Below are 24365 nucleotides of genomic sequence, written 5' to 3'. Positions count from 1 at the left end.
TCCCCTAAGCACGGAGTTACCGAAGTGGGCGGAGAAGACGCAGGAACGGCGACGCGAAACGACGGTGCGGACGGGGCAGCTCACCCCGTCCGCACCGCGCGCGCTTCGCGACGCCTCGCCCTACGCCTCGCGGGCCCCCGCGTACATCTCGTCAATGAGGCTCTTGTACGCGCGCTCGACGACCGGCCGCTTGAGCTTGAGGCTCGGCGTCAGCTCGCCGTGCTCGACGTCGAGGTCGCGCGGCAGCAGCCGGAACTGCTTGATGGTCTGCCAGCGCTGCAGCCGCCCGTTGAGCCGCTTCACATAGCCGTCGATGAGCTCCACGGTCTGCGGGGACGCGACCACGTCGGCGTACGACGTGCCCGCCAGGCCGTTCTCGGCGGCCCAGCCGAGGATGGTCGGCTCGTCGAGGGCGATCAGGGCGGTGCAGAAGTTACGGTCCGCGCCGTGCACCAGGATGTTGGAGACGAACGGGCACACCGCCTTGAACTGTCCCTCGACCTCCGCCGGGGCGACGTATTTGCCGCCCGACGTCTTGATCAGGTCCTTCTTGCGGTCGGTGATCCGCAGGTAGCCGTCCACCGAGAGCTCGCCGATGTCACCGCTGTGCAGCCAGCCGTCGGCCTCCAGCACCTCGGCGGTCTTCTCCGGCTGGCGGTGGTAGCCCTGCATGATGCCGGGGCCGCGCAGCATGATCTCGCCGTCGTCCGCGATCCGTACCTCGGTGCCGGGGAGCGGCTTGCCGACCGTACCCGTGCGGTAGGCCTCGCCCGGGTTGACGAAGGAGGCGGCGCTGGACTCGGTGAGCCCGTAGCCCTCCAGGATGTGAATGCCGGCGCCGGCGAAGAAGTAGCCGATCTCGGGGGCGAGCGCCGCGGAGCCGGAGACACAGGCGCGGAGCCGGCCGCCGAAGGCCTCGCGGATCTTGGCGAAGACGAGCGCGTCGGCGACCTTGTGCTTGGCGCCGAGTGCGAACGGTACGGAGGCCGTGCCGGTGCGCCGGAAATTGTCCTGGGACACCTTCGCGTACTCGCGTGCGACCCCGGCCGCCCACTGGAAGATCTTGTACTTGGCGCCGCCGCCCGCCCGCGCCTTGGACGCGACCCCGTTGTAGACCTTCTCGAAGATCCGGGGCACGGAGGCCATGTACGTCGGCTGGACGACCGGCAGGTTCTCGATGATCTTGTCGATCCGTCCGTCGACGGCGGTCACGTGGCCGACCTCGATCTGGCCGGAGGTGAGGACCTTGCCGAAGACGTGCGCGAGCGGCAGCCAGAGGTACTGGACGTCGTCCTCGGTGATCAGGCCGGTCGCCACGGTGGCCTTGGCCATGTACGACCAGTTGTCGTGCGGCAGGCGCACACCCTTGGGGCGGCCGGTGGTGCCCGAGGTGTAGATCAGGGTGGCCAGCTGGCCGGCGGTGATCGCGCCCGCCCGCTCCTGAACCACGGACGGGTTCTTCGTCAGGAGTTCGGCGCCGCGGGCCTCCAGGTCGGCCAGCGAGAGCACCCAGCCCTCGGGGTCGGCCGCGTCGGGCTCGACGCCCTGCGGGTCGATGACGACGACATGGGCGAGCTCCGGCAGCTCGGCGCGGCGCTCACGGGCCTTGGCCAGCTGGCCGGCGTCCTCCGCGATCAGCACCCGGCTCTCGGAGTCGGCGAGGATGAACGCCGACTCCTCGGCGTTCGTCGACGGGTAGATCGTGGTCGTCGCGGCGCCCGCGCACATCACACCGAGGTCGGCGAAGATCCACTCGACGCGGGTGGACGAGGACAGCGCGATCCGCTGCTCGGGCTCCACACCCAGACCGATGAGCCCGGCGGCGATCGCGTACACGCGTTCCGCGGCCTGTGCCCAGCTCACCGACTTCCACTCATCGGGGCCCTGGCCGGTGGCCGACGGGACCGGGAAGCGGTAGGCCTCCCCGTCCGGAGTGGCCGCAACGCGGTCGATGAAGAGGGTCGCCACGGAGGGCGGTCGGTTATCGATCAGGGTCTGTGTGTCGCTCACGACATCCTCCGGGCCTGCGGCAGTGCTTCACGACCGATTGGTGGTTGCTGCGTGCTGCTGCTTGTTCCTGCTTAGGTACGTCCGTCTGCGTGCTTGTCCTGCGTGCTTGTCCGCGCGGGTGATTCCGCTTGCTTAACTGGCGAGTAACTACGAAGTCGTGATCAGGGTAGAGCGCCCACGTCCGCCGCGTAAGAGGCAGTCGGACGCCGCTTCGTAACGAACGGGCCCCTGTACCGCAGCGTGCTGCGGTACAGGGGCCCGTTGGGCTACCACCCAGTAGCGGGTACGGAAGCCGGACGCCGCCCGGAAGCGGGAATCCGCCGAGAACTACTTCTTGCCCTTGCCCTCGCCGCCCGACTCGTCCGTCGACAGCACGGCGATGAAGGCCTCCTGAGGCACCTCCACATTGCCGACCATCTTCATGCGCTTCTTGCCTTCCTTCTGCTTCTCCAGCAGCTTCCGCTTACGGGAGATGTCGCCGCCGTAGCACTTGGCGAGGACGTCCTTGCGGATGGCGCGGACGGTCTCACGGGCGATGACCCGGGAGCCGATGGCCGCCTGGATCGGCACCTCGAAGTTCTGCCGCGGGATGAGCTCGCGCAGCTTGGCGACGAGCCGCACGCCGTACGCGTACGCCTTGTCCTTGTGCGTGACCGCGGAGAACGCGTCGACCTTGTCGCCGTGCAGCAGGATGTCGACCTTGACGAGCTGGGCGGACTGCTCGCCGGTGGGCTCGTAGTCGAGCGAGGCGTACCCGCGGGTCTTGGACTTCAGCTGGTCGAAGAAGTCGAAGACGATCTCCGCGAGTGGCAGGGTGTAACGGATCTCGACCCGGTCCTCGGAGAGGTAGTCCATGCCGAGCAGGGTGCCGCGCCGGTTCTGGCAGAGCTCCATGATCGCGCCGATGAACTCGCTGGGGGCGAGGACGGTGGCACGCACGACCGGCTCGTGCACCTTGTCGATCTTGCCCTCGGGGAACTCGCTCGGGTTGGTGACGATGTGCTCGCTGCCGTCCTCCATGTCCACGCGGTAGACCACGTTGGGGGCGGTGGCGATGAGCTCCAGACCGAACTCGCGCTCCAGGCGTTCGCGGATCACGTCGAGGTGCAGCAGGCCGAGGAAGCCGACACGGAAGCCGAAGCCGAGGGCCGCGGAGGTCTCCGGCTCGTACACCAGGGCGGCGTCGTTGAGCTGGAGCTTGTCGAGGGCCTCGCGCAGGTCGGGGTAGTCCGAGCCGTCCAGCGGGTACAGACCCGAGAACACCATCGGCTTGGGGTCCTTGTAGCCGCCCAGCGCCTCGGTCGCACCCTTGTTCAGGGAGGTGATCGTGTCACCGACCTTGGACTGCCGGACGTCCTTCACACCGGTGATGATGTAGCCCACTTCGCCCACACCGAGACCGTCGGCCGGGGTCATCTCCGGGGAGGAGACACCGATCTCCAGCAGCTCGTGGGTGGCGCCGGTGGACATCATCCTGATGCGCTCGCGCTTGTTGAGCTGGCCGTCGACGACACGGACGTACGTGACGACGCCGCGATACGAGTCGTAGACCGAGTCGAAGATCATCGCGCGGGCCGGGGCGTCGGCCTTGCCGACAGGCGCCGGAACGTCCCTGACCACCCGGTTCAGCAGGGCGTCCACACCGACACCGGTCTTCGCGGAGACCTTGAGGACGTCCTCGGGCTGGCAGCCGATGAGGTTGGCCAGCTCCTCGGAGAACTTCTCCGGCTGCGCGGCCGGCAGGTCGATCTTGTTGAGCACCGGAACGATGGTGAGGTCGTTCTCCATCGCCAGGTAGAGGTTGGCCAGCGTCTGGGCCTCGATGCCCTGCGCGGCGTCGACCAGCAGGACCGTGCCCTCGCAGGCGGCGAGCGAGCGGGAGACCTCGTACGTGAAGTCCACGTGGCCCGGCGTGTCGATCATGTTGAGGACATGGGTGCTGCCCTGGCCCTCGCCCGTGGTGGGCGCCCAGGGCAGACGTACCGCCTGGGACTTGATGGTGATGCCGCGCTCGCGCTCGATGTCCATCCGGTCGAGGTACTGAGCGCGCATCTGCCGCTGGTCGACCACACCCGTCAGCTGAAGCATCCGGTCGGCAAGGGTCGACTTGCCGTGGTCGATGTGCGCGATGATGCAGAAGTTGCGGATCAGCGCCGGGTCGGTACGGCTCGGCTCGGGCACGTGGATAGGAGTCGCGGGCACGCAGGGTCCTGATTCTTGAGACGCCGAACGCCGTGTCTCGGGTCGATGTCGGGTCGGTCGGATCGATACGTAGCCTCTATCGTCCCACGCCCGCGGGGCATGGACCGGTTTGGGCCGGTCGGAGCACGGCTGGTAACGTTGACAGCTGTGCTTCGTGGCCCTTTCGGGCGGCGGGGCGCACATCGAAGATCCAACGAACCTGAAAAGGCTCTTTCGTGGCGAACATCAAGTCCCAGATCAAGCGGAACAAGACGAACGAGAAGGCGCGCCTGCGTAACAAGGCCGTCAAGTCCTCGCTCAAGACCGCGATCCGCAAGGCCCGTGAGGCTGCCGCTGCGGGCGACGTCGAGAAGGCCACCACGGCCGTTCGCGACGCTTCGCGCGCACTCGACAAGGCTGTCTCGAAGGGCGTCATCCACAAGAACGCCGCCGCCAACAAGAAGTCGGCGCTGGCCTCCAAGGTTGCCGCCCTCCAGGGCTGAGCTTTCTGATGTAACCGCCGGAACGGACCAGCGGGCCCTCTCTCCCGCCCCTGCCCGGCCCCCGCGCCGCACACCGAACCTGCGTTCGCCACGCGGGTGCGGCGCACCACGCATGAATCCGAGGCCCCGGCCATCGCCCTCCCCAGAGCGACAGCCGGGGCCTTCGGTATGCCCACACATGCCGACCCAGCGAGCCGCGCCTTCCAGCGTTCGCAGGAGGCGTACGACGTCGTGGGGTTCAAGCGCACCGTAGAACCCGGAGTCGAGGACATCGGTGTCAGTACGGAGAACACGTTCAGCTCCGGCTTCTGCTACGACGGGGGTCTGCTGGGGCTGGAGGACAAGACCGTCGACGGCGCCTACCGGATGAGCCACAGCTGGGCGCTGGACCACGTGCCCGCGAGCCGGGCCGTCGCCGGCCTCCGCCGACTGCACCAGCACCTCAAGGACAACGGCTGGGAGGTCACGTCCTGCCGTGAGGGTGCGAAGGGCAAGATGTGGGACCTGTTCGTCCAGCGGAACGACGGGGCCGAGGGGATGTCCTTCACCTGGTCCCGGACCGGGAGTACGTCACCGGCGGCGCCACCGTGCCCTGCGCCTACGACCCCGAGTGGGAGAACGGCGACGTCGGCCCCTCCGGGGACCACCAGAGGCCACCCGCCCTCGGGTCCGCACAGCGGGACTGGTGCCGTGACCGGCAATGTTTGCCCGGAAGGAGCGTCGTCCGGTGCGTGCGGTCGCAAGGCGGCCGGAAGTCCTTGGATGGGGTCTCCCCTGCTCGAACGGAGTTGAGAGCTTGGGGAAGGAGCTACCAGGGCTTTTGGCCAACGCGGCGAGCGCGCATGCTGGGCGGCGCGACGGGGCAAAGCTTGCCGGGAGGGGCACTAGCGCCGCCCGGCCCGCGCCGCCCGCGCAACAGCGACCACGGCCTTCTCCAGGGCGTACTCGGGGTCGTCCCCACCGCCCTTGACGCCCGCATCCGCATCCGCGACCGCCCGCAGAGCCGCCGCCACCCCGTCCGGCGTCCACCCCCGCATCTGCTGCCGCACCCGGTCGATCTTCCACGGCGGCATGCCCAGTTCGCGTGCAAGATCCGCGGGCCTGCCCCCGCGCGCCGAGGACAGCTTGCCGATCGCCCGTACGCCCTGCGCCAGGGCACTGGTGATCAGCACCGGCGCCACGCCGGTCGACAGCGACCAGCGCAATGCCTCCAGCGCCTCCGCCGCCCGCCCCTCCACCGCCCGGTCGGCAACCGTGAAGCTGGACGCCTCCGCACGACCGGTGTAGTAGCGGCCGACGACTGCCTCGTCGATCGTGCCCTCGACATCCGCGACCAGCTGGGACACCGCGCTCGCCAGCTCCCGCAGGTCGCTGCCGATGGAGTCGACGAGAGCCTGGCACGCCTCGGGGCTCGCGGAGCGCCCCAGCGCCCGGAACTCCGACCGTACGAACGAGAGCCGCTCGGCAGGCTTCGTCGTCTTCGGACAGGCGACCTCCCGCGCGCCCGCCTTGCGCGCCGCGTCCAGCAGCCCCTTGCCCTTCGCGCCGCCCGCGTGCAGCAGTACGAGCGTGATCTCCTCGGCCGGTGTGTCGAGGTACGCCTTGACGTCCTTGATCGTGTCGGCGGAGAGATCCTGCGCATTGCGCACGATCACCACCTTGCGCTCGGCGAAGAGCGACGGGCTCGTGAGCTCGGCAAGGGTGCCCGGCTGGAGCTGGTCGGAGGTGAGGTCGCGGACATCCGTGTCGGCGTCGGACGCGCGGGCCGCCGCCACCACCTGCTGCACCGCACGGTCGAGGAGGAGGTCCTCCTGGCCCACGGCGAGCGTGAGGGGGGCGAGCGGATCGTCGGTGGAATTCCTTCTGGTGGCCATCGCCGTCCAGCATCCCACGCCCCACTGACAGCCCGGCTTCGACGCCTGTCACCGTCCCGTCGCCGTACCGGAGAATGGGCAGGTGACCGATGTGAGACATGTGCTGGTGCTGCCCGACCGCGATACCGCGGAGGAGGTGGCCGGAGAGCTCGCCGACCGTTTCGGGGTCGCCGAGGAACCTCAACTCGTACGCGACGCACTGGCCGGCGAGGACGACGCGGAGGACGCCCAGTGGCTGGTGGTCGTGGAGGACGCGGACGGCCGGCTCGACGCGTCGGCACTCGACGCGCTGGCAGCCGAGTTCGAGGGCTGGCTGGAGGCACCCTAGGGTTGTCCGACCCGGATCCACCGGACACCACCCAGCCGCCGCGTCCCGGCGACAGCGGCGGCTGGACGCGGCCCTTGGGACTCAGCCCTTGGGGACGATCTGGATGTCCATGTCGATGGCGATGCTGGAGCCGACGGCGGCAATACCGCGGGCCAGCATGGTCTGCCAAGTGAGAGTGAAGTCCTCACGGTGCAGCTCGGTGGTGGCCCGGCACGCAGCCCTGGTCTCCCCCTCAAGACCGTTGCCGAGGCCGAGGTACTGAGTGTCCAGCGTCACCGTACGGCTGACGCCGTGCAGGGTGAGCGCGCCGCTCACGCCCCAGCGGCTACCGCCCCGGTGAACGAAGCGGTCGCTGTAGAACTCCATCGTCGGGTAACGCCCGACGTCGAGGAAGTCGCTGGACCGCAGATGGTCGTCGCGCATCTGCACGTTGGTGTCGATCGACGAGGCGTCGATGATCACGTGCATGGCGGAGGCCTCCATGCGATCGGCGATCCGTATCGCACCTGCGAATGTGTTGAATCGGCCATGGATGCGGGCCAGCCCGATGTGGCGGGCCGTGAAGCCGATCTGCGAGTGGTTCGGCTCGATCTCCCACTCACCGGGGTCGGGCAACTGTGGGGGCGCGGCCACCTGGAGCATGACGTCCCCGAGTCCCGCGTGGCCACTCTGGGAGACCGTGGCCGAACCGTGGAACGGGGTGAAGCCCTCGGCCGTGACAGCGAGCCGGTAGTCACCCGCCGGGACGGTGGCCAGGACGTTCCCGAAGGGGTCCGTCTCACCGCCGACGACCTTGCGGCCCGCACTGTCCGTGACGACGAACTCCGCCTGCTGAACAACCTCGTTGACCGGATCGAGGACACGGCAGCTCAGGACTCCCGCGGTGCGCGGTACCGCGAGTCCCGCGAGCGGGTTGCCCTGCGCCGCACCCGTTGCCTTCTTGCTTCCCAGCCAACGGCCGAACATCTTCACGTACCCCCGGGGGAGATTCACCTTGGGGCCGGACGGCTGTACGTCGTTGTCGGAGCAGCGGCCCGCCGACGAGCATGCATTCGATCACTCTTGGGGTGTTCGTGGCAAACGGAGGGACTGGCAGGGGCTTGGGCTGAGGTGTTACCGAAGGTCCGGATTGAACCTTCCGCTTGTGCGCATCAGCCGTTGCGTCCGGAAATCTCAACCTGGTGGACCGTGGGCAGCCGATGGAGACGCAGCCCGAAGTGTTCGCGGTAGGCCTCGAAGACCTCGGCGTCCGTGGCGAGCGGCACCTCGCGGCGTTCGCCCGCCGCGCCGGCCACCCACCACCTTGCCGAGAAGAGCCTGTTCGTCGAGCACGATGTCTTCGCCCAGATGGATCGACAGGTTCTCGAAGGGCACGGCGGTGAGGTGTCGCAGCTGCAGCTCGCGCAGCGCGGCGGCGTCGGGACGTGCGGGACGGCGGGCGCCGATGCGGTCAAGGTACGCGTCGACGGTCTGCGGCGATTTGCGGGTCCATGGCCGAAGTCTGTCCCGGAGCCCCGCGGTATGCCATGAGCCGGTGGCCCCAGGTCCGCCGACCCAGGTGCGGCGCTGCGCGCTCTCGCCGACGTGCGGAGTATGACGAATCCGGAGCTGGCGCGCAGCCGGGAGCAGCGCGAGCGTGATGTGCTCGACCACTTCGAGAAGGACGAGGACGCCTGGGTGGCCACCGTTTCGGCAGACGGCGTGCCGACGCTGGTACCACTGTGGTTCGTGTGGGACAACGGGACTCTGCTGATGGCCACGCGGCGCACCAACCCGACCGCGCGCACTGTGACGCCGACCGGGCAGGCCAGGATCAGTCTGGAACGTGGTCGGCCGGGACGCCGTCTGCCGGGCGGTGGTCATGAGCGCCCGACCGCCCGCAGCCGCGACCCCGCACCCGTCACCGCGATCGCGCCGTCCAGGTCCGTGCGCAGCACCACCGCTCCCCCGGTCCTCAGCGCCTCGACGGTCCGGGCCGCCGGGTGCCCGTACGGGTTGTCCCTGCCCACACTCACCAGGGCAAGCCGGGGACGCGCGCTGCGCAGCAACGCGGGGTCCTGGTGGGCGGATCCATGATGGGCGACCTTGAGAACGTCCACCCGCGCAAGCGCCGGGTACTGACGCAACAGCCTTTGCTGTGCCGGGGGTTCGAGGTCTCCGAGGAGCAACAGGCTCAGCCCGCCGGTCCGGACGAACAGCGTGACACTGGCATCGTTCGGTTCCTCCGGTACGGGGCCTGCCGACGCGCCTCCCGCCGGCCACAGGACTCGCCAGTCGAGTGTGCCGATGCGACGGCGCTCCCCTACGACCGCCCTCACCAGGGGGACCCGCGCCTGGGCGGCTGTTCTGCGTACGAACGCCGCCTGGTCCGGCGGTTCGTCCAGACTCGTCGTCTGGATCTCGCCGACCGCTCTGCCCCGCAACACGCCGGGCAGACCCCGGACATGATCGGCGTGAAAGTGCGTGAGCAGCAGGAGCGGAATCCGAGTGATGCCCAGGTCACGCAGACAACGGTCGGCCGGTCGCGGATCGGGCCCGGTGTCGATGACCACGCCGTCGCCGTCCCCCGCCGCAAGCACCATGGCGTCGCCCTGCCCCACATCGCACATCACGAACGCCCAGTCCGGCGGCGGCCATCCCGTCAGCACCCGGGTGAGCGGCACCGGGCGCAGCACCGCGAGCACCAGCAGCAGCGCGGCAGCCGAACAGACCCAAGGGCGGCGCGCGATACGGCGGGCGGACAGCGCCACCAGGGCCGTGAGGACGGTCAGCAGGAGCGCTCCGCGCCAGCCGTCGGGCCAGTCGATCTCCGCCCCGGGAAGAGCCGCTCCGGTGCGGGCCACAGAGGCGATCCACCCGGCCGGCCAGCCCGCGACCCGGGCGAGCAGCTCGGCCACGGGCATGGCCACCGGCGCCACGGCGAGGGCGGCGAACCCGAGGACGGTGGCGGGCGCCACCGCGAACTCGGCCAGCAGGTTGCACGGAATCGCCACCAGGCTGACCCGCGAGGCGAGCACCACGACGACGGGCGCGCACACGGCCTGCGCCGCGGCGGCCGCACCCAGCGCCTCCGCGAGCCGGGGCGGCACCCGCCTCCGTTGCAACGCGGCACTCCATCGCGGGGCGACCGTGAGCAGGGCGCCGGTCGCCAGGACGGAGAGGACGAAGCCATAGCTGCGCGCCAGCCACGGGTCGTACAGCACGAGCAGCAGAACGGCGGCGGCCAGAGCGGGAATCAGCGAGCGGCGGCGGCCCGTACCGATCGCGAGCAGTGTGATCAGTCCGCACACCGCGGCGCGCAGCACGCTCGGCTCCGGTCGGCACACGAGGACGAACCCGAGCGTGAGCCCGCCACCGAGCAGCGCGGTCATCCGCAGCGGGATGCCCAACCGGGCCGCCAGACCGCGGCGTTCGACCCGGAGTGCGGCGCCGGGCGGCCCGATGAGCAATACGAGCAGGATCGCCAGGTTGGCACCGGAGACGGCCATCAGGTGCGTGAGGTCGGCTGCTTGGAATGCCTCGTGCAGTTCGGGGGTGACCCGGGAGGTGTCGCCGACGACCAGTCCCGGGAGCAGCGCCCGCGCATCGGGATCCAGCCCGTCCGTCGCGCGTCGCAGACCCGCGCGCAGTTCGCCCGCCGTGCGCTGGAGAAGGGTCGGCGGCCCGGTGACGCGAGGCGGACCCTTGCCCTCGGGACGCAGGACAGCGGCGTTGCGTTGCCCGCTGTGCAGCGGTGGCGCGAGCCGGCCGCTCACGTGCAGCTTCGTGGACGGCAGCAGCCGCTCCCATCGCGCCGTCGAACCGGAGGCGGACACGATCACCAGCACCGGGGTACGAAGACGGGTGGTGGCACCGTCCGGTGCCGTGAGCCCGGTGATCTCGGCGTCCAGGAGGAGAGCGACCGGGGAGCTGTGGTCACCTTGGACCCGGGGGCGGGTCCGGCGTGCGTCGGACGTGACCGTCACTTCCGCCTCGACCCTCGCGAAACGGTCGGCCAGACCGGGAACGGGCCCCTGCCGCGCGTCCGCGCCGCGCAGTCCCGCCGCCGTCGCTCCGGCCGCCGCACAGAGCAGGACCGCGGCCGCCGCAGTGGCATGGAGCCTGCGCCGGTTCCGTACAGCGCTGCCCTCACCGCCCTCGCACTCCCGGTGGTCGGCGGCCCGAGCATGCGCTGCGCGGGTCGCCGAGGCCCTGGAGACGCCGAGGAGCACCAGGGCGGCAACGAGACAGAGCGCCGTCCCCACGACCGTCCAGCGCCACGGCGCAGATACGGCGAGCGCCGCGGCGGCCCAGGCCGCGAGGGCCGGCGGGACCAGCCGCAGATCGACTGGGCCCTCCTGTCGTGGGTCGGAGGCACCGAGCCGTCGGCCCGACGCCGCATGGACGTCCGGTGGGACGTGCGGACGGGTCATGGCCGTACCAATGGTTGGAGATCGGCGAACCGGCGGTCGCCGATTCCGTTGACTTCACGGAGTTCGTCGACGGAACGGAAGCCGCCGTGCTGCGTGCGGTAGTCGAGGATGTGCTGGGCAAGGACCGGACCGACGCCGGGCAGGGTGTCCAGCTGTTCCACGGTCGCGCTGTTGAGGCTGACCGGCCCGGTCGCCGGGCCACCACGGCCGCCTGTGCCGGCGCCGCCCGTGGCACCGGAGACGAGTGGGCCGGGTGGCGCGCCGACCACGACCTGTTCCCCGTCCAGCAGCACCCGGGCCCGGTTGAGCCCGGTGATGTCCACGCCGGGCCGGGCCCCGCCCGCCGCCAGTAGCGCGTCGGCCACCCGCGCTCCGGACGGCAAGGGGTAGATACCCGGCCGCCGCACCTTGCCGCTGACGTCGACGACGATCCGACCGTCAGGTCCTGGGGTGGCCGGTGGTCCGGGTGACGGTTCGGGGGTACGGACGGGATCCGTCATCGGGTCCGATGCCGGGGCGTGCGCACGCTCGTCGACCGGATCGGGCGCGCGTACGGACTGGGGCCGTACGGACCAGAAGTGGACCCCGGCGAAGACCGCGGCAGCGACCAGGACGACGGTGAGCGCGGCAAGGGTTCTCGGCTCCAGACCGCACCTGAGCCGCAGCCACATCGGAAGCCGCTCCCGCACCGCGGGCACCATCCGCTCCCACCGCCCCGGCGCGGCCGAAACCGGCTCCGGAACCGGCTCCACCACCCGCGCCGGCTCGTCGGACGGCGCGGCGCTCCCCGGACGGGGAACTGCCGGAGCCGAGGCGGGGGCCGTGTCCAGGGTCGGGGCCGGCCGCGTCACCGGCCGGGCCGCATGTGCTCCGTTCGCCCCCGCCATGAGTGCGTCCGCACGCCGCCGCGAAGCGGCAGCGACCACGGCCGCGCGTCCACGCGAAAGCCGTCGCCGCCCGGGGCCAGGCCCCGGATCAACACCTCGGCCCGCACCGGGCCTGCGTCGGGCCCGCACGTCCGAGGACGCAGCGCGGCCGGGTCCACTTCCGCTGCTTGCACGATGTGATTGGGGAGCCATGCCTCACGACGCTAGGCACATGTGCCCGAACCCGCTGAGCAGGCCCACATCCGGTGGACAACCCACCAGTTGTGGATATCCCACTCACCCCCAGGAGTGAGATCAGCGCGGCGAAACCACTGCTCCCAGCAGACCCGGACCGGTGTGCGCACCGATCACGGCACCCACCTCGCTGACATGCAGATCGGCCAGTCCCGGGACCCGCACGCGCAGCCTCTCCGCCAGTCGCTCGGCGCGCTCGGGCGCTGCCAAGTGGTGCACGGCGATGTCCACCCGGCCGGTGCCCGCCCGCTCGACGACGATCTCCTCCAGTCGTGCGATCGCCTTCGAGGCCGTCCGCACCTTCTCCAGCAGCTCGATCCGGCCGCCGTCCAGCTGCAGCAGCGGCTTCACCGCGAGTGCGGACCCCAGCAGGGCCTGGGCAGCGCCGATGCGTCCACCGCGGCGGAGATAGTCCAGCGTATCGACGTAGAAGTACGCGGAGGTGCCCGCGGCCCGCTTCTCGGCGGCCGCGACCGCCTCGTCCAGGCTGCCGCCCCCCTCCGCCGTCTCCGCCGCCGCCAGGGCGCAGAACCCCAGGGCCATGGCCACCATCCCGGTGTCCACCACCCGCACGGGCACCGGAGCGTCCTTCGCGGCGAGCAGAGCGGCGTCGTACGTACCCGAGAGCTCGGCCGAGAGGTGCAGCGAGACGATGCCGGCTGCGCCCGCCTCGGCCGCCGCCCGGTACGCCGCGGCGAAGACCTCCGGGCTGGGCCGGGATGTCGTCACGGGTCGTCGCTTCTGGAGCGCCAGCGCGAGGGAGCGGGCCGAGATCTCGGTGCCCTCCTCCAGCGCCTGATCGCCGAGGACGACGGTCAGGGGCACTGCGGTGATGCCATGCCGCTCCATCGTCTGGGGCGGCAGGTGGGCCGTGGAATCGGTGACGATCGCGACATGGCGGGACATGAGCGGGAGGTTACCTGCCGGGGCGGTGGCTCGGCAGTCCGCCCCCGGCCGAGTGATCACATCCGATCGCTTCGGGGCGCATCCTGCCACCACCAGTCACTTCGGTTCGAGCCGGACCCGATGGCCACACGCATGTGCGCGCCCGGACCCGACGACCCACACGCGTGCGTCCCGCGCCCGAACCGCTCGCCCGCAGTCGCCCGTGCGCACGACCGGAGTCCCACAGTCGCGTCCGACCCGCCGCCTCAGTTCGTCGTCTCGGGCCGCGCGTCCTTCTGCCACGGATAGCCCGTCTGCCCCCGAGGGTCCCGAGCCGTGAGCGCCCCCGGCCCCTCCTCGCCGACCGGCGCCCTCCAGGCCGGCCCGTCCCCACCCGGGCCTGCCCCCGCACCGGCGCCACCCCGCCGGTCCGCCCCCGCCGAAGGCTCCGCAGGCTCCTCCACCGTCCAGTGCCGCAGGGCCCCCGCCTCCACGTCGATCTGCGCGTTCAGCGCCGCCAGATCGTCGTCGGCGAACTGCCGTGCCCGGTCGCGTGCGGCCCACCGCAGCGACTCCGCGGAGTGCGTGATCCGCTCCGTGCGCTGCTTCAGCCCGGGCAGCAGCGAGGCGACCGTCACGCGGTCGGGCTCGCGCTCGAGCCTCTTCAGCTCCTCGTCGAGCTCCCGCCCGTGCACGCTCAGCCGCTGGAACAGCCCCAGTGACTCCGACAGCGACGCATCCTCGGCCACCCCTGTCTGCAGCGCCTCCTGCGTGGCCCTCATCGACGTACGCAGCGCGAGCCGGAGCCGCGCCAGCTCCCCTGCCACGCCCGCCTGGCCATAGCTCTTCGCCCGCAGCGTGGTGTCCTCGACGGTGCGGCGCGCCTGCGTGATGCTGCGGTCCACGCCGCGCTTCGCCGCGCCGATGACCTTGACGCTCACGTAGACGCCCAGAGCCATGAACGCGACAAAGAGCAGCCCCAGGATCAGGATCACGGCTTCCATGACGCCCCTTGGATGTCGATTCGGCTGCCGAATACCGGCCCCTCAACCGTAAACGGAACGGGCAGGCCGCGGGTTCCATCGGAACCCCCAACCTGCCCGTAGGGGAAAGCCCTCACACCGCCGTACGACAACCGGCGGTCAGCCGCAGACCGGGACGGTCACGCGGGGACGATGTTGACCAGCTTCGGCGCCCGCACGATCACCTTGCGGATCCCGGCCCCGTCCAGCGCCGCGACCACCGCGGGGTCGGCCAGAGCCAGCGCCTCCAGATCCTCGTCCGAGATCGACGGGGAGATCTCCAGCCGCGCCTTGACCTTGCCCTTGACCTGCACCACGCAGGTCACGGTCTCGTCCACGACGTACGCCGGATCGGCGACCGGGAAATCCTGGTGCACGACCGACTCGGTGTGGCCCAGCCGACGCCACAGCTCCTCGGCGATGTGCGGCGCCAGTGGCGCGATCAGCAGCACCAGCCGCTCGGCGACGGACCGCGGCAGCGGGCCGCCCGCCTTGGTCAGGTGGTTGTTCAGCTCGGTGACCTTGGCAATGGCGGTGTTGAAGCGCATCCCGGCCATGTCCTGGCCGACGCCGTCGATGGCCTTGTGCAGCGCGCGCAGCATGTCCTCGCCGGGCTCGGTGTCCACGACGGTGACCTCACCGGTCTCCTCGTCGACGATGTTGCGCCACAGCCGCTGCAGCAGCCGGTACTGGCCGACGACGGCGCGCGTGTCCCACGGACGCGACACGTCCAGCGGACCCATCGCCATCTCGTACAGGCGCAGCGTGTCCGCCCCGTACTCGGCGCAGATCTCGTCGGGCGTGACGGCGTTCTTCAGGGACTTGCCCATCTTGCCCAGGACGCGGCCGACCTTCTCGCCCTGGTAGTAGAACGCGCCGTCGCGCTCCTCGACCTCGGCCGCCGGGACGGCGATGCCGCGGCTGTCCCGGTAGACGAAGGCCTGGATCATGCCCTGGTTGTACAGCTTGTGGAACGGCTCCGCCGACGAGATGTGCCCCAGGTCGTGCAGGACCTTGGACCAGAAGCGGGCGTACAGCAGGTGCAGTACGGCGTGCTCGGCGCCGCCCACGTACAGGTCGACGCCACCGGTCGGCTGACCCTCGCGCGGCCCCATCCAGTACTGCTCGATCGCCGGGTCGACCAGCTTCCGGTCGTTGCTCGGGTCCAGGTAGCGCAGCTCGTACCAGCAGGAACCGGCCCAGTTGGGCATGGTGTTGGTCTCGCGGCGGTACTTCCTCGGGCCGTTGCCGTCGCCCAGGTCCAGCGTGACGTTGACCCAGTCCGCGTTCCGGGACAGCGGGGTCTCGGGCTGGGTGTCGGCGTCCTCCGGGTCGAAGGTGCGCGGCGAGTAGTCGTCGACCTCCGGCAGCTCCAGCGGCAGCATCGACTCGGGCAGCGGGTGGGCGACGCCGTCCTCGTCGTAGACGATCGGGAAGGGCTCGCCCCAGTAGCGCTGACGGCTGAACAGCCAGTCGCGCAGCCGGAAGTTGACGGTCCCCTCGCCCAGGCCCTTCGCCTTCAGCCACTCGGTGATCTTCGCCTTGGCGTCGACGACACCCAGGCCGTCCAGCGAGATCTCGTCGCCTGCGGAGTTGACCAGCTTCGCCTCGTACGAGGCGAACGCGTCGTCCCACGTGGAGGTGTCCGTACCGCGGCCGTCCGACGGCTCGACGACACAGCGCATCGGCAGCTCGAAGGCGCGCGCGAAAGCGAAGTCGCGCGCGTCGTGCGCCGGTACGGCCATGATCGCGCCGGTGCCGTAGCCCATCAGGACGTAGTCGGCGATGAAGACGGGCACCTTCTCACCGCTGACCGGGTTGGTCGCGTACGCACCGGTGAAGACACCGGTCTTGTCCTTGGCCTCGGCCTGCCGCTCCACGTCGGACTTGGCGGCGGCCTGCTTGCGGTACGCGGTGACGGCTTCTGCCGGGGTCGCGTGTCCGCCGGTCCACACCGGGTGGGTGCCCTCGGGCCAGGCGGCCGGAATGATCCGCTCCACCAGCTCGTGCTCGGGCGCCAGGACCATGTACGTGGCGCCGAACAGGGTGTCCTGGCGGGTGGTGAAGACGGTGATGTCACCGGCGCCGTCGACGGGGAAGTCGACGCGCGCGCCTTCGGAACGCCCGATCCAGTTGCGCTGCTGCAGCTTGATCGCCTCGGGCCAGTCCAGCCCGTCCAGGTCGTTCAGCAGCCGGTCGGCGTAGGCGGTGATGCGCATGTTCCACTGGCGCAGCTTGGCCTTGAAGACGGGGAAGTTTCCGCGCTCGGAACGGCCGTCGGCCGTCACCTCTTCATTGGCCAGTACGGTGCCCAGCCCCGGCGACCAGTTGACGGGAGCGTCCGAGGCGTACGCCAGGCGGTACTCGCCCAGGACATCGGCGCGCTCGGCGGCGCCCAGCGCGCTCCAGTCGCGGCCGTCCGGGGTCGGTCGCTCACCGTTCTCGAACTGCGCGACCAGGTCGGCGATCGGCCGGGCCCGGTCCGTCTCGGTGTCGTACCAGGAGTTGAAGATCTGCAGGAAGATCCACTGGGTCCACTTGTAGTACTCCGCTTCGATCGTCGCGAACGAGCGGCGCTTGTCGTGACCCAGGCCCAGCCGGCGCAGCTGAGACTTCATGTTGACCATGTTGGCCTCGGTGGAGGCGCGCGGATGCGTACCGGTCTGTACGGCGTACTGCTCCGCCGGCAGGCCGAAGGCGTCGAAGCCCAGGGTGTGCAGCACGTTGTGCCCGGTCATGCGCTGGTGGCGGGCGAACACGTCGGTGGCGATGTAGCCCAGCGGGTGACCTACGTGCAGACCCGCACCCGAGGGGTACGGGAACATGTCCATGATGAACTTCTTCGGCTTGGCGGCCAGCTCCGGATCGCCCGCCAGATCGCCCGTCGGGTTCGGCGCCTCGTACGTGCCGTGGGCATCCCAGAAGTCCTGCCAGCGTGCCTCGATGTCGGCGGCCATCGCCGCCGTATAGCGGTGCGGCGCAGTCACGTCGACTGCGGAATTCGTCTCGCTCATGATCCTCAAAGCTCCATCGATCGTCATCTGCCAGCGCTTACGGAAACGAAAAAGCCCCTCGCACAGGAGGGGACGCCGCGCCGATTCCAACCAGGCATTCACACCGGTCGGGACTGATCAGCGCGGCTCGCTAAGCAGAAGGCGTACGGCACGCATGGCGTCAGGGTACCGCACGGGCCCGGAGCGCAGCCGGGCGATTCCGCTCCGTGGACGACGGCGGACTGCCGGAGCACCCGCGAGGCGGCGCCGGAGCACGCACCGGGCCACGGCGGAACGTCCGGGAAGCGTGGGCTACTCCGCGTAACGCCCCCTATCGGGACAGCCGCTCGAACCCCGTACTGGCCGGTATGGAGCGACTTGGCATACGGCAACGGGACCGCTTTGCCGAACCATTCGGAGTCGGAGTCGGGAGTCGCCGGCGCCCCGACGCTGCTGTCGAACGCGGAGACGTACGCCCAGCTCGCCGTCGCAGCCCGGATCGGTGCCCGCCGCTACGGGCACACCGGCCTGCCCGACGAGCCCGGCGCGATGCTGCTCACCCTCTCCGGCTCCCGCCGAGAGAGCGGGCCAGTGCGGTCCTTGCAAGCTGGGTCCGCCGGCCGCTGCGGGCGGACTCTCCGACGTACTGAACGGGGGCGGTCCCGCGGCCCTGGAGGCACTGCGCGAGGTGACCCAGGCGGCCAAGGGCCGAGGTCCCTGCAAGCATCCGGACGGCTCGGCCCGCTTCCCGGCCTCGAACCTGTCCGCGTTCACGGACGATCCGGCCGCCCATGTCCTGGACCTGCCGGCCGTAATTGACCTGCACAGACAGGAAGCGGGCCATCCGATTCGGATGACCCGCTTCCCGTTACTTCCCTGTGGAGCTAAGGAGAATTGAACTCCTGACCTCCTGCATGCCATGCAGGCGCTCTACCAACTGAGCTATAGCCCCGTACTGTGCTCCGCCCGGTCTCCCTGGCGACATCGAGAACATTACACGGTCACCCCGGCCCACCACCAAATCGATTCCCACGGGAACCGATTTGCGCCATTCGGGAAGATTGTGCAACCGGATGTTCAGGCGGTCGCAAAGGAGTAGAAGCGCTTCAGGGTGCAGTGCTCCTCCAACAGCCGTCCGTAGATCGGCTCCCCCTCCAGCTCCCGGTACGTCTCGATCGGGTCGCCTTTTATGATCAGCGCCCGCGCACACTCCTCGCACCAGTACTGGTACTCGGCATTGATCGGATCCATGTCCCGGACAATGGGCGTCCCGCTGTCGCACCAGTCGCACTTCCGCCTGTGTGCACCCATGGGTCAGCTCCGGCCGTGGCCGCGGGCCGTGCACATGCGGGAGGTTCCGCCGTTCTCTTCGGGGACTCCGGGAACGTCAGGAACTCCGGGAACAAGGGGCAGGTCCGCGACCTCGTGGCGGCTCGCAGGCATCGCGCGCTCCCTCCCGTTCGGTCCGTCGCCCCCTCCGGCGGTCCGATTCTGCCATGACCCCGCAAGGGGGTCAGCCCTGCTGAGAATCGCCCCGCTGCCGACGCCCTACGAGACCGACCGACACGCCCACGATCGCGGCCGCCGACAGCACGAGGGCGCACACCCACAGCGCATGGCCGGACCCGTACGCCCCTGGCGTATCAAGGCGGTTGAGGTACAGCGTGCCGAACGTCGCGACACCGATGGGCTGACCCAGCTGGGTGACGGTCACCAGCACACCAAGCGCGTCGGCGGCGTCCTCGGGCCGTACGTTGGCCAGTGCACGGGTGAGGAGAGGTGCGCGGGTGAGGAGAGGACTGAATCCCAGCGACATGCCCGCCCCCATGACGACCAAAGCCGCATACAGCATGAATCCGCCGTCCCCGCCATCGCGCATCACCAGCCCGACCCTTTACTGGGTACGGAACGTGGAGTTGCCTCGGCTGTTCGCCCTGGTCCTGGCCGCCCAGTTCATGGCCCTGCTCGACACCTTCATCGTCAATGTTGCCGTCCCGACGATCCATACCGAACTCGGCGCCTCCGGTGCCGGATTGCAGCTCGTCGTAGTCGGCTGCACCATGACGTACTCCGTTCTGCTGATCACCGGCGTCAGGCTCGGGGGTCTGCTCGGCCACGGCCGTGCCCATCTGGCCGGACTCACGGTCTTCACCACCGCCTCGCTCGCCTGCGGACCGGCCGCGGACAGCGGACAGCGGATCGCCTTCCGGCTGATCCAGGGGTGGGCGCGGTCCTCGGGCAGGAGTTGGACTGGCCGGCCTGGTCCTGGGTCCGGCCCGGTGGCCCGCGGAGCTCCAAAGGGTCCTGGTTCCGGGCGGGTTCGTCCTGGTGGCCGTTGTCTCGGTGGGGGTACGGAACGTGCTGCGGGGGCTGTTCACGGTGGCGACGCTGCGCGGGGCCTACGGGCGCCATACCGGCGAGCCGGCCTGGGAGTCATTGGTGGAGCGACTCTCCGCGGCCAGCCCGTACCTCGCCGAGCTCTGGCGGAGCGGGGATGTCGCCCCGCCGGGTCCGCGGGTGAAGACGTTCCGTCACCGGGCAGCCGAGCGCGAGATACGGATGACGTCGGTGTCACTGTCCATCAACGGGCCTCCGGAGTGCCGGATCGTGGCGTACAAACCCGCCGACGAGGAGCGCGCGGAGCAGGTCGCGGCGCTGCGCCACCGCCGCCAAGGGTGAGTGGCCGCACGCGTGCAGGAACACAGCCGGATCCAGGAACACCTGGGGGAACGCAAAGATCCCGCCCCCTGCCGGGAACGGGATCCTGATTGTGGAGCTAAGGAGAATTGAACTCCTGACCTCCTGCATGCCATGCAGGCGCTCTACCAACTGAGCTATAGCCCCGCTGCTCGCTGTGTTTCCCTGCGTTTCCGCGCTGCGAACAAGAAGAACTTTAGCCTGTGACCAGCCAGAAAGTGAAATCCGGCCGCCGCCGTCCGGAGTGGCCCTCCGGGCACCGCCGTGGGGCAGGGCTAGGTGCGGGCTAGGTGTCGTCACCGAGCACAAGTTCGGGCAGGGTGCCCGCGTTGTGCTCCAGCAGGCGCCAGCCCCGCGCGCCCTCGCCCAGCACCGACCAGCAGCAGTTGGAGAGGCCGCCCAGCCCTTCCCAATGGCGCGCTTCCAGGCCGAGCAGCCGCCCGATGGTGGTGCGGATGGTGCCGCCGTGGCTGACCACGACGAGCGTGCCGCCGTCGGGCAGCTTGTCGGCGTGATCGAGCACGACAGGGGCGGCTCGGTCGGCGACCTCGGTCTCCAGTTCGCCTCCGCCACGCCGCACGGGCTCACCCCGCTTCCACGCGGCGTACTGCTCGCCGTACCGCTCGACGATCTCTTCGTGGGTGAGGCCCTGCCAGGCACCCGCGTAGGTCTCGCGCAGTCCCGCTTCATGGGTGACGTCGAGCCCGGTGATCGCGGCGAGCTCGGCGCCCGTGGCCGCCGCCCGCCGCAGATCGGAGGCGACGATGGCGTCCGGCTTCAGCGAGGCGAGCAGCCGGGCGGCCCGGTGGGCCTGCCCGACGCCGTTCTCGGTGAGCTCGATGTCCGTGGAGCCCTGGAATCGCCGCTCCAGGTTCCACGCCGTCTGGCCGTGCCGCCAGAGGACGATCCTGCGGCCCCTGCCGCTGCTGCTGCCGTTCAGCTCTGGTCACCTTCCATGCCGCCGGTGAGCTGGGCGTGCTCCTCGGCCCTCCCCCGGGTCTTGACGGCGTCCTCGGGCAGCGCGATCTCGGGGCAGTCCTTCCACAGGCGCTCCAGCGCGTAGAAGACGCGCTCCTCGCTGTGCTGGACGTGGATCACGATGTCGACGTAGTCGAGGAGGATCCAGCGGGCGTCGCGGTCGCCCTCGCGGCGCACCGGCTTGACCCCGAGCTCCTTCTGAAGCCGCTCCTCGATCTCGTCGACGATCGACTTGACCTGGCGGTCGTTGGGGGCCGAGGCCAGCAGGAAGGCGTCCGTGATCGACAGCACGTCGCTGACGTCGTACGCAATGATGTCGTGCGCGAGCCGGTCGGCGGCCGCCTGAGCGGCGGCGTTGATGAGCTCGATGGAGCGGTCCGTGGCGGTCACAAGCAGGCTTTCGTCGGCGGTCAGATCAACCTCTAGGGTCTCACGGACCGCCGACAGCCCACGCAGCGATCTTCCGCGATCGCTCCTGGAGATCGTCCAGGAGGTGGCGCTCGACTATTTGATCTTGTAGTCCTGGCCGAGAACGACGGACACATCCGCGTTCGCGGCAGGCTTGCCCCGCTTCACGGCGCTCACCGGCAGACCCAGGGTCTGGGCGACCTGGGTCGCCTTCTCCTTGTCGGCCGCATCGCGGTAGAGGACCTCGGACGACACCTCGGTGCCGGTGTTCCCACCGCCGACGAAGGCGTAGCCACCGTTGACCAGCTCGACCCGGGCGGACTCCGTACCGCCCGTGTTCCCGGTGCCGTTCTTGACACCGACCCGCACGGCCGCGTCCCGGTCCGGTGTCTTCACCGTGCCGCCGAGAATGTCCTTGACGACGCTCTCGGTGGCCGCGTCGGTCAGGGTTCCGTCGGCCTGCACCGGCAGCAGCGCCGTCTTGTAGTCGCCGATCTTGGCGTGTTCGGCGAGCTTCGCCAGGGACGCGCCGAGGTCCTTCTCCAGCAGCGACGGGTCGAGGATCTGCGCCAGCGTCTGCACAGTGACGGTGGCGGCCTTCGGATCGTCCGAGATCTTCCGCAGCACGCCGCGCACGACCTGCCCGAACCGCATGAGCTGCTTCGCCTCGGCCTCACCGGAGCCCTGGTAGGTGGCGTACGCGACGGCCATCTGCCCGCTCAGGGTCTGCGCCTCGCCCTTCTTCACGAGGGGGGACGCACCCTTCTTGGTGTCGGGTACATCGGTGTCGGTGTCGACCTCGATGTCGCCGACCAGGTCGACGAGGTTCTCCAGGTACGGGGTGTCCAGCCGCCACGTACCGGAGATCTTGGTGCCGAGCAGCGTGTCGATGGACTCGCGGGTGCCGGTCGAACCGTCGTCGTCGACGGACTTGCCGAGAGTGGTCGTGTTGCCCTCGTCGTCGGAGACGGCGAGCGAGTTGGGGAGCAGAACCGTGGTCCCCTGCTTGGTGGTGACGTTGTCGACGAGCAGCGCCGTGGAGGTGCCGCCCTTCTTGGTGTTGTGCAGATGGATCACGATGACGTCGCGCTTCTGCGGACCCGTCGTCGCGGTGTTCTTCTTCTCCGAGCCACCGAGGCCCGGGAGTTTGCCCGCGGACCAGAGGTAGCCGACACCGCCGACGACGACGAGGGCCACCGCGACGACGAGCGCGACCATCCGGTTGCGGCCGCGTCGCCGCGCCTCCTCGCGTCGCTCGCTGCGGCTCTCGGTGAACTTCAGCCAGTCGATGACGTCTTCGGAGTCCTCGTCGGGCTCCTCGATGAAGGAGAACTGCCCGGTGCCGCGGTCAGGATCCGCGCGGCGCTGCTCCGGAACGGCCGGCTCGGGATCCGCGTCGAACCCGGGCCGCGGTTCGGGCTGCTGAGGGACCGATACGGGTGCGGGGGCCGGCGCGGGGGCCTGTTGCGGGATGTTCCACTGTGCCGTGGTGTCGACCCCGGCCGACTGCTGGCCGGTGTCGTAGCCGTATCCGTCGTAGCCGTAGCCCTGCTGCTGGGAGGCGTACGGGTCGTAACTCTGCGGCTGCTGCTGCGACTGCTGCGACTGCTGTCCACCGTACGGGTCGTATCCGTACCCCTGCTGCCCCTGCTGCGCGTACGGGTCGTACGGCTGCGGCTGCTGCTGTTCCTGCTGCTGCCCGGGCTGCTGATACACCGGCTGCCCGTACTCGTCGTAGCCCACGATGTGCGGCTGCTGGTAGTACGGGTCGTACGGGTTCTGTCTGTCGTTCACCGGTCCCCCTCTCCGTGGCTCATTCGCCGCGGTACAGCTGGCGCTTGTCGATGTATCGGACCACGCCGTCCGGCACCAGGTACCAGACGGGATCCCCGTGCGCGACCCGTTCACGGCAGTCCGTGGACGAGATCGCGAGCGCGGGGACCTCCACGAGGGAGACGCCGCCCTCCGGCAGGCCGGCGTCCGTGAGCACATGCCCCGGCCGCGTCACACCGATGAAGTGGGACAGCGAGAACAGCTCCTCGGCGTCCCGCCAGGTGAGGATCTGGGAGAGCGCGTCGGCGCCGGTGATGAAGAAGAGGTCCGCGTCGCCATGGACGGCGCGCAGGTCCCGCAGCGTATCGATCGTGTACGTCGGCCCGCCGCGGTCGATGTCGCTGCGGCTGACCGAGAACTGCGGGTTGGACGCCGTCGCGATGACCGTCATGAGATAGCGGTCCTCGGCCGGGGACACCGTCTTGTGGCTCTTCTGCCACGGCTGCCCGGTCGGCACGAAGATCACCTCGTCGAGGTGGAACCGGGCGGCCACTTCGCTGGCCGCCACCAGGTGTCCATGATGAATCGGGTCAAACGTCCCGCCCATCACGCCGAGTCGGCGTTTTGCGGCACCGGTAGGCACCTGCTGCTCTCCCATGCGTGCAGAGCCTACTGGCACAGCTGTACGCCTCGGCCTCAGCGGTCGCGGTTGAAGCGGGTGGTGATCCACAGCAGGAGCAGCAGCACGACGAACGCACCGCCACCGGTCAGGTACGGGTTGAGGCTTTCGTGGTTACCACCGTTCTCGCCGCCCTCGGAGGCGAGAGTGACCAGCTGGTGCGCGGTGCTTGTGAGGCTCATCTTCTGCAGGACCTATCGATCGGAAGTCGGAAGGGAAGACGTCGCGGACATCGTATGCGGGTGCCCCGGGCACGCTCACGCCGACTCAGTCGTTGTTGTCGTCGTTGCGGTATCCGCGGAGCAGGAACCACGCGAGCAGCGCCGCACCGATGAGCGAGGCGAGCAGCACGATCCGGATGGTGTTGCCCGGGCCCTGGTCCTCGGACGCGGCGGCGAGCAGAGCAACGGTGTGCGGCATGTTGGGCGTCTCCTCAGGTATCCACAGCCCCCCGCACACCGTAGCCCCAGCACCTAGGCTGGGATTTGTCAGGGGGCGAGC

22 protein-coding genes, 2 tRNA genes and 3 pseudogenes are annotated in these 24365 nt (G+C 69.9%); 6 read left to right on the top strand and 21 right to left on the bottom strand.

What is annotated here, in order from left to right:
- Window positions 1–120 precede the first annotated feature (120 nt).
- Together AB0I23_RS22335 and lepA are read right to left on the bottom strand one after the other, a co-directional pair.
- A complete protein-coding gene (locus AB0I23_RS22335; protein WP_359111607.1) occupies window positions 121–2010 on the bottom strand; it encodes an AMP-dependent synthetase/ligase in 1890 nt (629 codons plus the stop codon).
- 327 nt (window positions 2011–2337) lie between these two features.
- The gene (gene lepA, locus AB0I23_RS22330; protein WP_359111605.1) at window positions 2338–4212 is read right to left on the bottom strand and encodes a translation elongation factor 4; all 1875 of its coding nucleotides are present in this window, start codon (window positions 4210–4212) and stop codon (window positions 2338–2340) included.
- A 215-nt stretch (window positions 4213–4427) separates the two neighbouring features.
- Between lepA and rpsT the strand changes: the two genes are divergently transcribed.
- On the top strand, window positions 4428–4694 hold the full coding sequence (gene rpsT / locus AB0I23_RS22325; RefSeq protein WP_030921110.1) for a 30S ribosomal protein S20: 267 nt from the start codon (window positions 4428–4430) through the stop codon (window positions 4692–4694).
- Window positions 4695–4862: 168 nt separating this feature from the next.
- A complete protein-coding gene (locus AB0I23_RS22320; RefSeq protein ID WP_359111603.1) occupies window positions 4863–5486 on the top strand; it encodes a hypothetical protein in 624 nt (207 codons plus the stop codon).
- A 92-nt stretch (window positions 5487–5578) separates the two neighbouring features.
- On the opposite strand, the gene holA is transcribed toward AB0I23_RS22320, so the two are convergent.
- Window positions 5579–6568 carry a DNA polymerase III subunit delta gene (holA, locus tag AB0I23_RS22315; RefSeq protein ID WP_359111601.1) on the bottom strand — a complete coding sequence of 330 codons (990 nt, stop codon included), beginning with the start codon at window positions 6566–6568 and terminating at the stop codon, window positions 5579–5581.
- 82 nt (window positions 6569–6650) lie between these two features.
- On the opposite strand from holA, the gene AB0I23_RS22310 reads away from it, so the two are divergent.
- Window positions 6651–6896 carry a hypothetical protein gene (locus tag AB0I23_RS22310; protein ID WP_359111600.1) on the top strand — a complete coding sequence of 82 codons (246 nt, stop codon included), beginning with the start codon at window positions 6651–6653 and terminating at the stop codon, window positions 6894–6896.
- An 81-nt stretch (window positions 6897–6977) separates the two neighbouring features.
- Here the strand turns inward: AB0I23_RS22310 and AB0I23_RS22305 are convergent, their stop codons facing one another.
- The gene (locus AB0I23_RS22305) at window positions 6978–7862 is read right to left on the bottom strand and encodes a YceI family protein (protein WP_359111629.1); all 885 of its coding nucleotides are present in this window, start codon (window positions 7860–7862) and stop codon (window positions 6978–6980) included.
- Between the two features lie 312 nt (window positions 7863–8174).
- Window positions 8175–8388 (bottom strand): annotated as a pseudogene (locus AB0I23_RS22300) (arylamine N-acetyltransferase); the annotation flags it as partial.
- Window positions 8389–8489: 101 nt separating this feature from the next.
- Between AB0I23_RS22300 and AB0I23_RS22295 the strand changes: the two are divergent.
- Window positions 8490–8729: pseudogene (locus tag AB0I23_RS22295) on the top strand (pyridoxamine 5'-phosphate oxidase family protein); the annotation flags it as partial.
- Between the two features lie 26 nt (window positions 8730–8755).
- On the opposite strand, the gene AB0I23_RS22290 reads toward AB0I23_RS22295, so the two are convergent.
- The 5 genes from AB0I23_RS22290 to leuS form a co-directional block, all read right to left on the bottom strand.
- On the bottom strand, window positions 8756–11308 hold the full coding sequence (locus tag AB0I23_RS22290) for a ComEC/Rec2 family competence protein (protein WP_359111598.1): 2553 nt from the start codon (window positions 11306–11308) through the stop codon (window positions 8756–8758).
- Window positions 11305–11997, bottom strand: a complete 693-nt coding sequence (locus tag AB0I23_RS41750; protein WP_436846980.1) for a helix-hairpin-helix domain-containing protein — start codon at window positions 11995–11997, stop codon at window positions 11305–11307. Before AB0I23_RS41750 ends, AB0I23_RS22290 begins: the two co-directional genes overlap by 4 nt.
- 492 nt (window positions 11998–12489) lie before the next feature.
- Window positions 12490–13335 carry a DegV family protein gene (locus tag AB0I23_RS22280; protein WP_359111594.1) on the bottom strand — a complete coding sequence of 282 codons (846 nt, stop codon included), beginning with the start codon at window positions 13333–13335 and terminating at the stop codon, window positions 12490–12492.
- A gap of 245 nt (window positions 13336–13580) precedes the next feature.
- Window positions 13581–14318, bottom strand: a complete 738-nt coding sequence (locus AB0I23_RS22275) for a hypothetical protein (RefSeq protein WP_359111592.1) — start codon at window positions 14316–14318, stop codon at window positions 13581–13583.
- 158 nt (window positions 14319–14476) lie between these two features.
- A complete protein-coding gene (gene leuS / locus AB0I23_RS22270) occupies window positions 14477–17350 on the bottom strand; it encodes a leucine--tRNA ligase (protein WP_359111590.1) in 2874 nt (957 codons plus the stop codon).
- 225 nt (window positions 17351–17575) lie between these two features.
- Between leuS and AB0I23_RS22265 the strand changes: the two are divergent.
- Window positions 17576–18128 (top strand): annotated as a pseudogene (locus AB0I23_RS22265) (NADH-ubiquinone oxidoreductase-F iron-sulfur binding region domain-containing protein); the annotation flags it as partial.
- Between the two features lie 80 nt (window positions 18129–18208).
- Here AB0I23_RS22265 and AB0I23_RS22260 read toward each other — a convergent pair.
- The 4 genes from AB0I23_RS22260 to AB0I23_RS41745 form a co-directional block, all read right to left on the bottom strand.
- Window positions 18209–18281 (bottom strand) — tRNA-Ala (locus AB0I23_RS22260).
- 125 nt (window positions 18282–18406) lie between these two features.
- Window positions 18407–18640 (bottom strand): hypothetical protein, encoded by a 234-nt coding sequence (locus AB0I23_RS22255; RefSeq protein ID WP_359111589.1) that lies wholly within the window; start codon window positions 18638–18640, stop codon window positions 18407–18409.
- 202 nt (window positions 18641–18842) lie between these two features.
- Window positions 18843–19208 (bottom strand): hypothetical protein, encoded by a 366-nt coding sequence (locus AB0I23_RS22250; protein ID WP_436846979.1) that lies wholly within the window; start codon window positions 19206–19208, stop codon window positions 18843–18845.
- A gap of 15 nt (window positions 19209–19223) precedes the next feature.
- Window positions 19224–19415: a hypothetical protein gene (locus tag AB0I23_RS41745; RefSeq protein WP_436846978.1), complete on the bottom strand. Its 192-nt coding sequence runs from the start codon at window positions 19413–19415 to the stop codon at window positions 19224–19226.
- A 242-nt stretch (window positions 19416–19657) separates the two neighbouring features.
- Here AB0I23_RS41745 and AB0I23_RS22240 point away from each other — a divergent pair, with 242 nt between their 5' ends.
- Entirely contained in the window at window positions 19658–20008 is a 351-nt protein-coding gene (locus AB0I23_RS22240) for an MmyB family transcriptional regulator (RefSeq protein WP_436846977.1), read from the top strand.
- A gap of 92 nt (window positions 20009–20100) precedes the next feature.
- Here the strand turns inward: AB0I23_RS22240 and AB0I23_RS22235 are convergent.
- The 7 genes from AB0I23_RS22235 to AB0I23_RS22205 form a co-directional block, all read right to left on the bottom strand.
- Window positions 20101–20173: transfer RNA gene (locus AB0I23_RS22235), tRNA-Ala, on the bottom strand.
- A 139-nt stretch (window positions 20174–20312) separates the two neighbouring features.
- Window positions 20313–20966, bottom strand: coding sequence for a histidine phosphatase family protein (locus AB0I23_RS22230; RefSeq protein ID WP_359111627.1), 654 nt, complete (start codon window positions 20964–20966; stop codon window positions 20313–20315).
- Window positions 20963–21394 carry a ribosome silencing factor gene (gene rsfS, locus AB0I23_RS22225; protein ID WP_359111587.1) on the bottom strand — a complete coding sequence of 144 codons (432 nt, stop codon included), beginning with the start codon at window positions 21392–21394 and terminating at the stop codon, window positions 20963–20965. The genes AB0I23_RS22230 and rsfS overlap by 4 nt, the downstream gene beginning before the upstream one ends.
- A gap of 114 nt (window positions 21395–21508) precedes the next feature.
- Window positions 21509–23206, bottom strand: coding sequence for an LCP family protein (locus tag AB0I23_RS22220; protein WP_359111585.1), 1698 nt, complete (start codon window positions 23204–23206; stop codon window positions 21509–21511).
- Window positions 23207–23225: 19 nt separating this feature from the next.
- Window positions 23226–23843 (bottom strand): nicotinate-nucleotide adenylyltransferase, encoded by a 618-nt coding sequence (gene nadD / locus AB0I23_RS22215; RefSeq protein WP_359111584.1) that lies wholly within the window; start codon window positions 23841–23843, stop codon window positions 23226–23228.
- Between the two features lie 38 nt (window positions 23844–23881).
- Window positions 23882–24046: a hypothetical protein gene (locus AB0I23_RS22210; RefSeq protein WP_037697690.1), complete on the bottom strand. Its 165-nt coding sequence runs from the start codon at window positions 24044–24046 to the stop codon at window positions 23882–23884.
- An 85-nt stretch (window positions 24047–24131) separates the two neighbouring features.
- Window positions 24132–24284: a hypothetical protein gene (locus AB0I23_RS22205; RefSeq protein WP_037697692.1), complete on the bottom strand. Its 153-nt coding sequence runs from the start codon at window positions 24282–24284 to the stop codon at window positions 24132–24134.
- Window positions 24285–24365 lie beyond the last annotated feature (81 nt).

Source organism: Streptomyces atratus (assembly GCF_040655115.1).
Lineage (GTDB): Bacteria > Actinomycetota > Actinomycetes > Streptomycetales > Streptomycetaceae > Streptomyces > Streptomyces atratus_D.
This window is presented reverse-complemented; position numbering and strand designations above follow the sequence as displayed.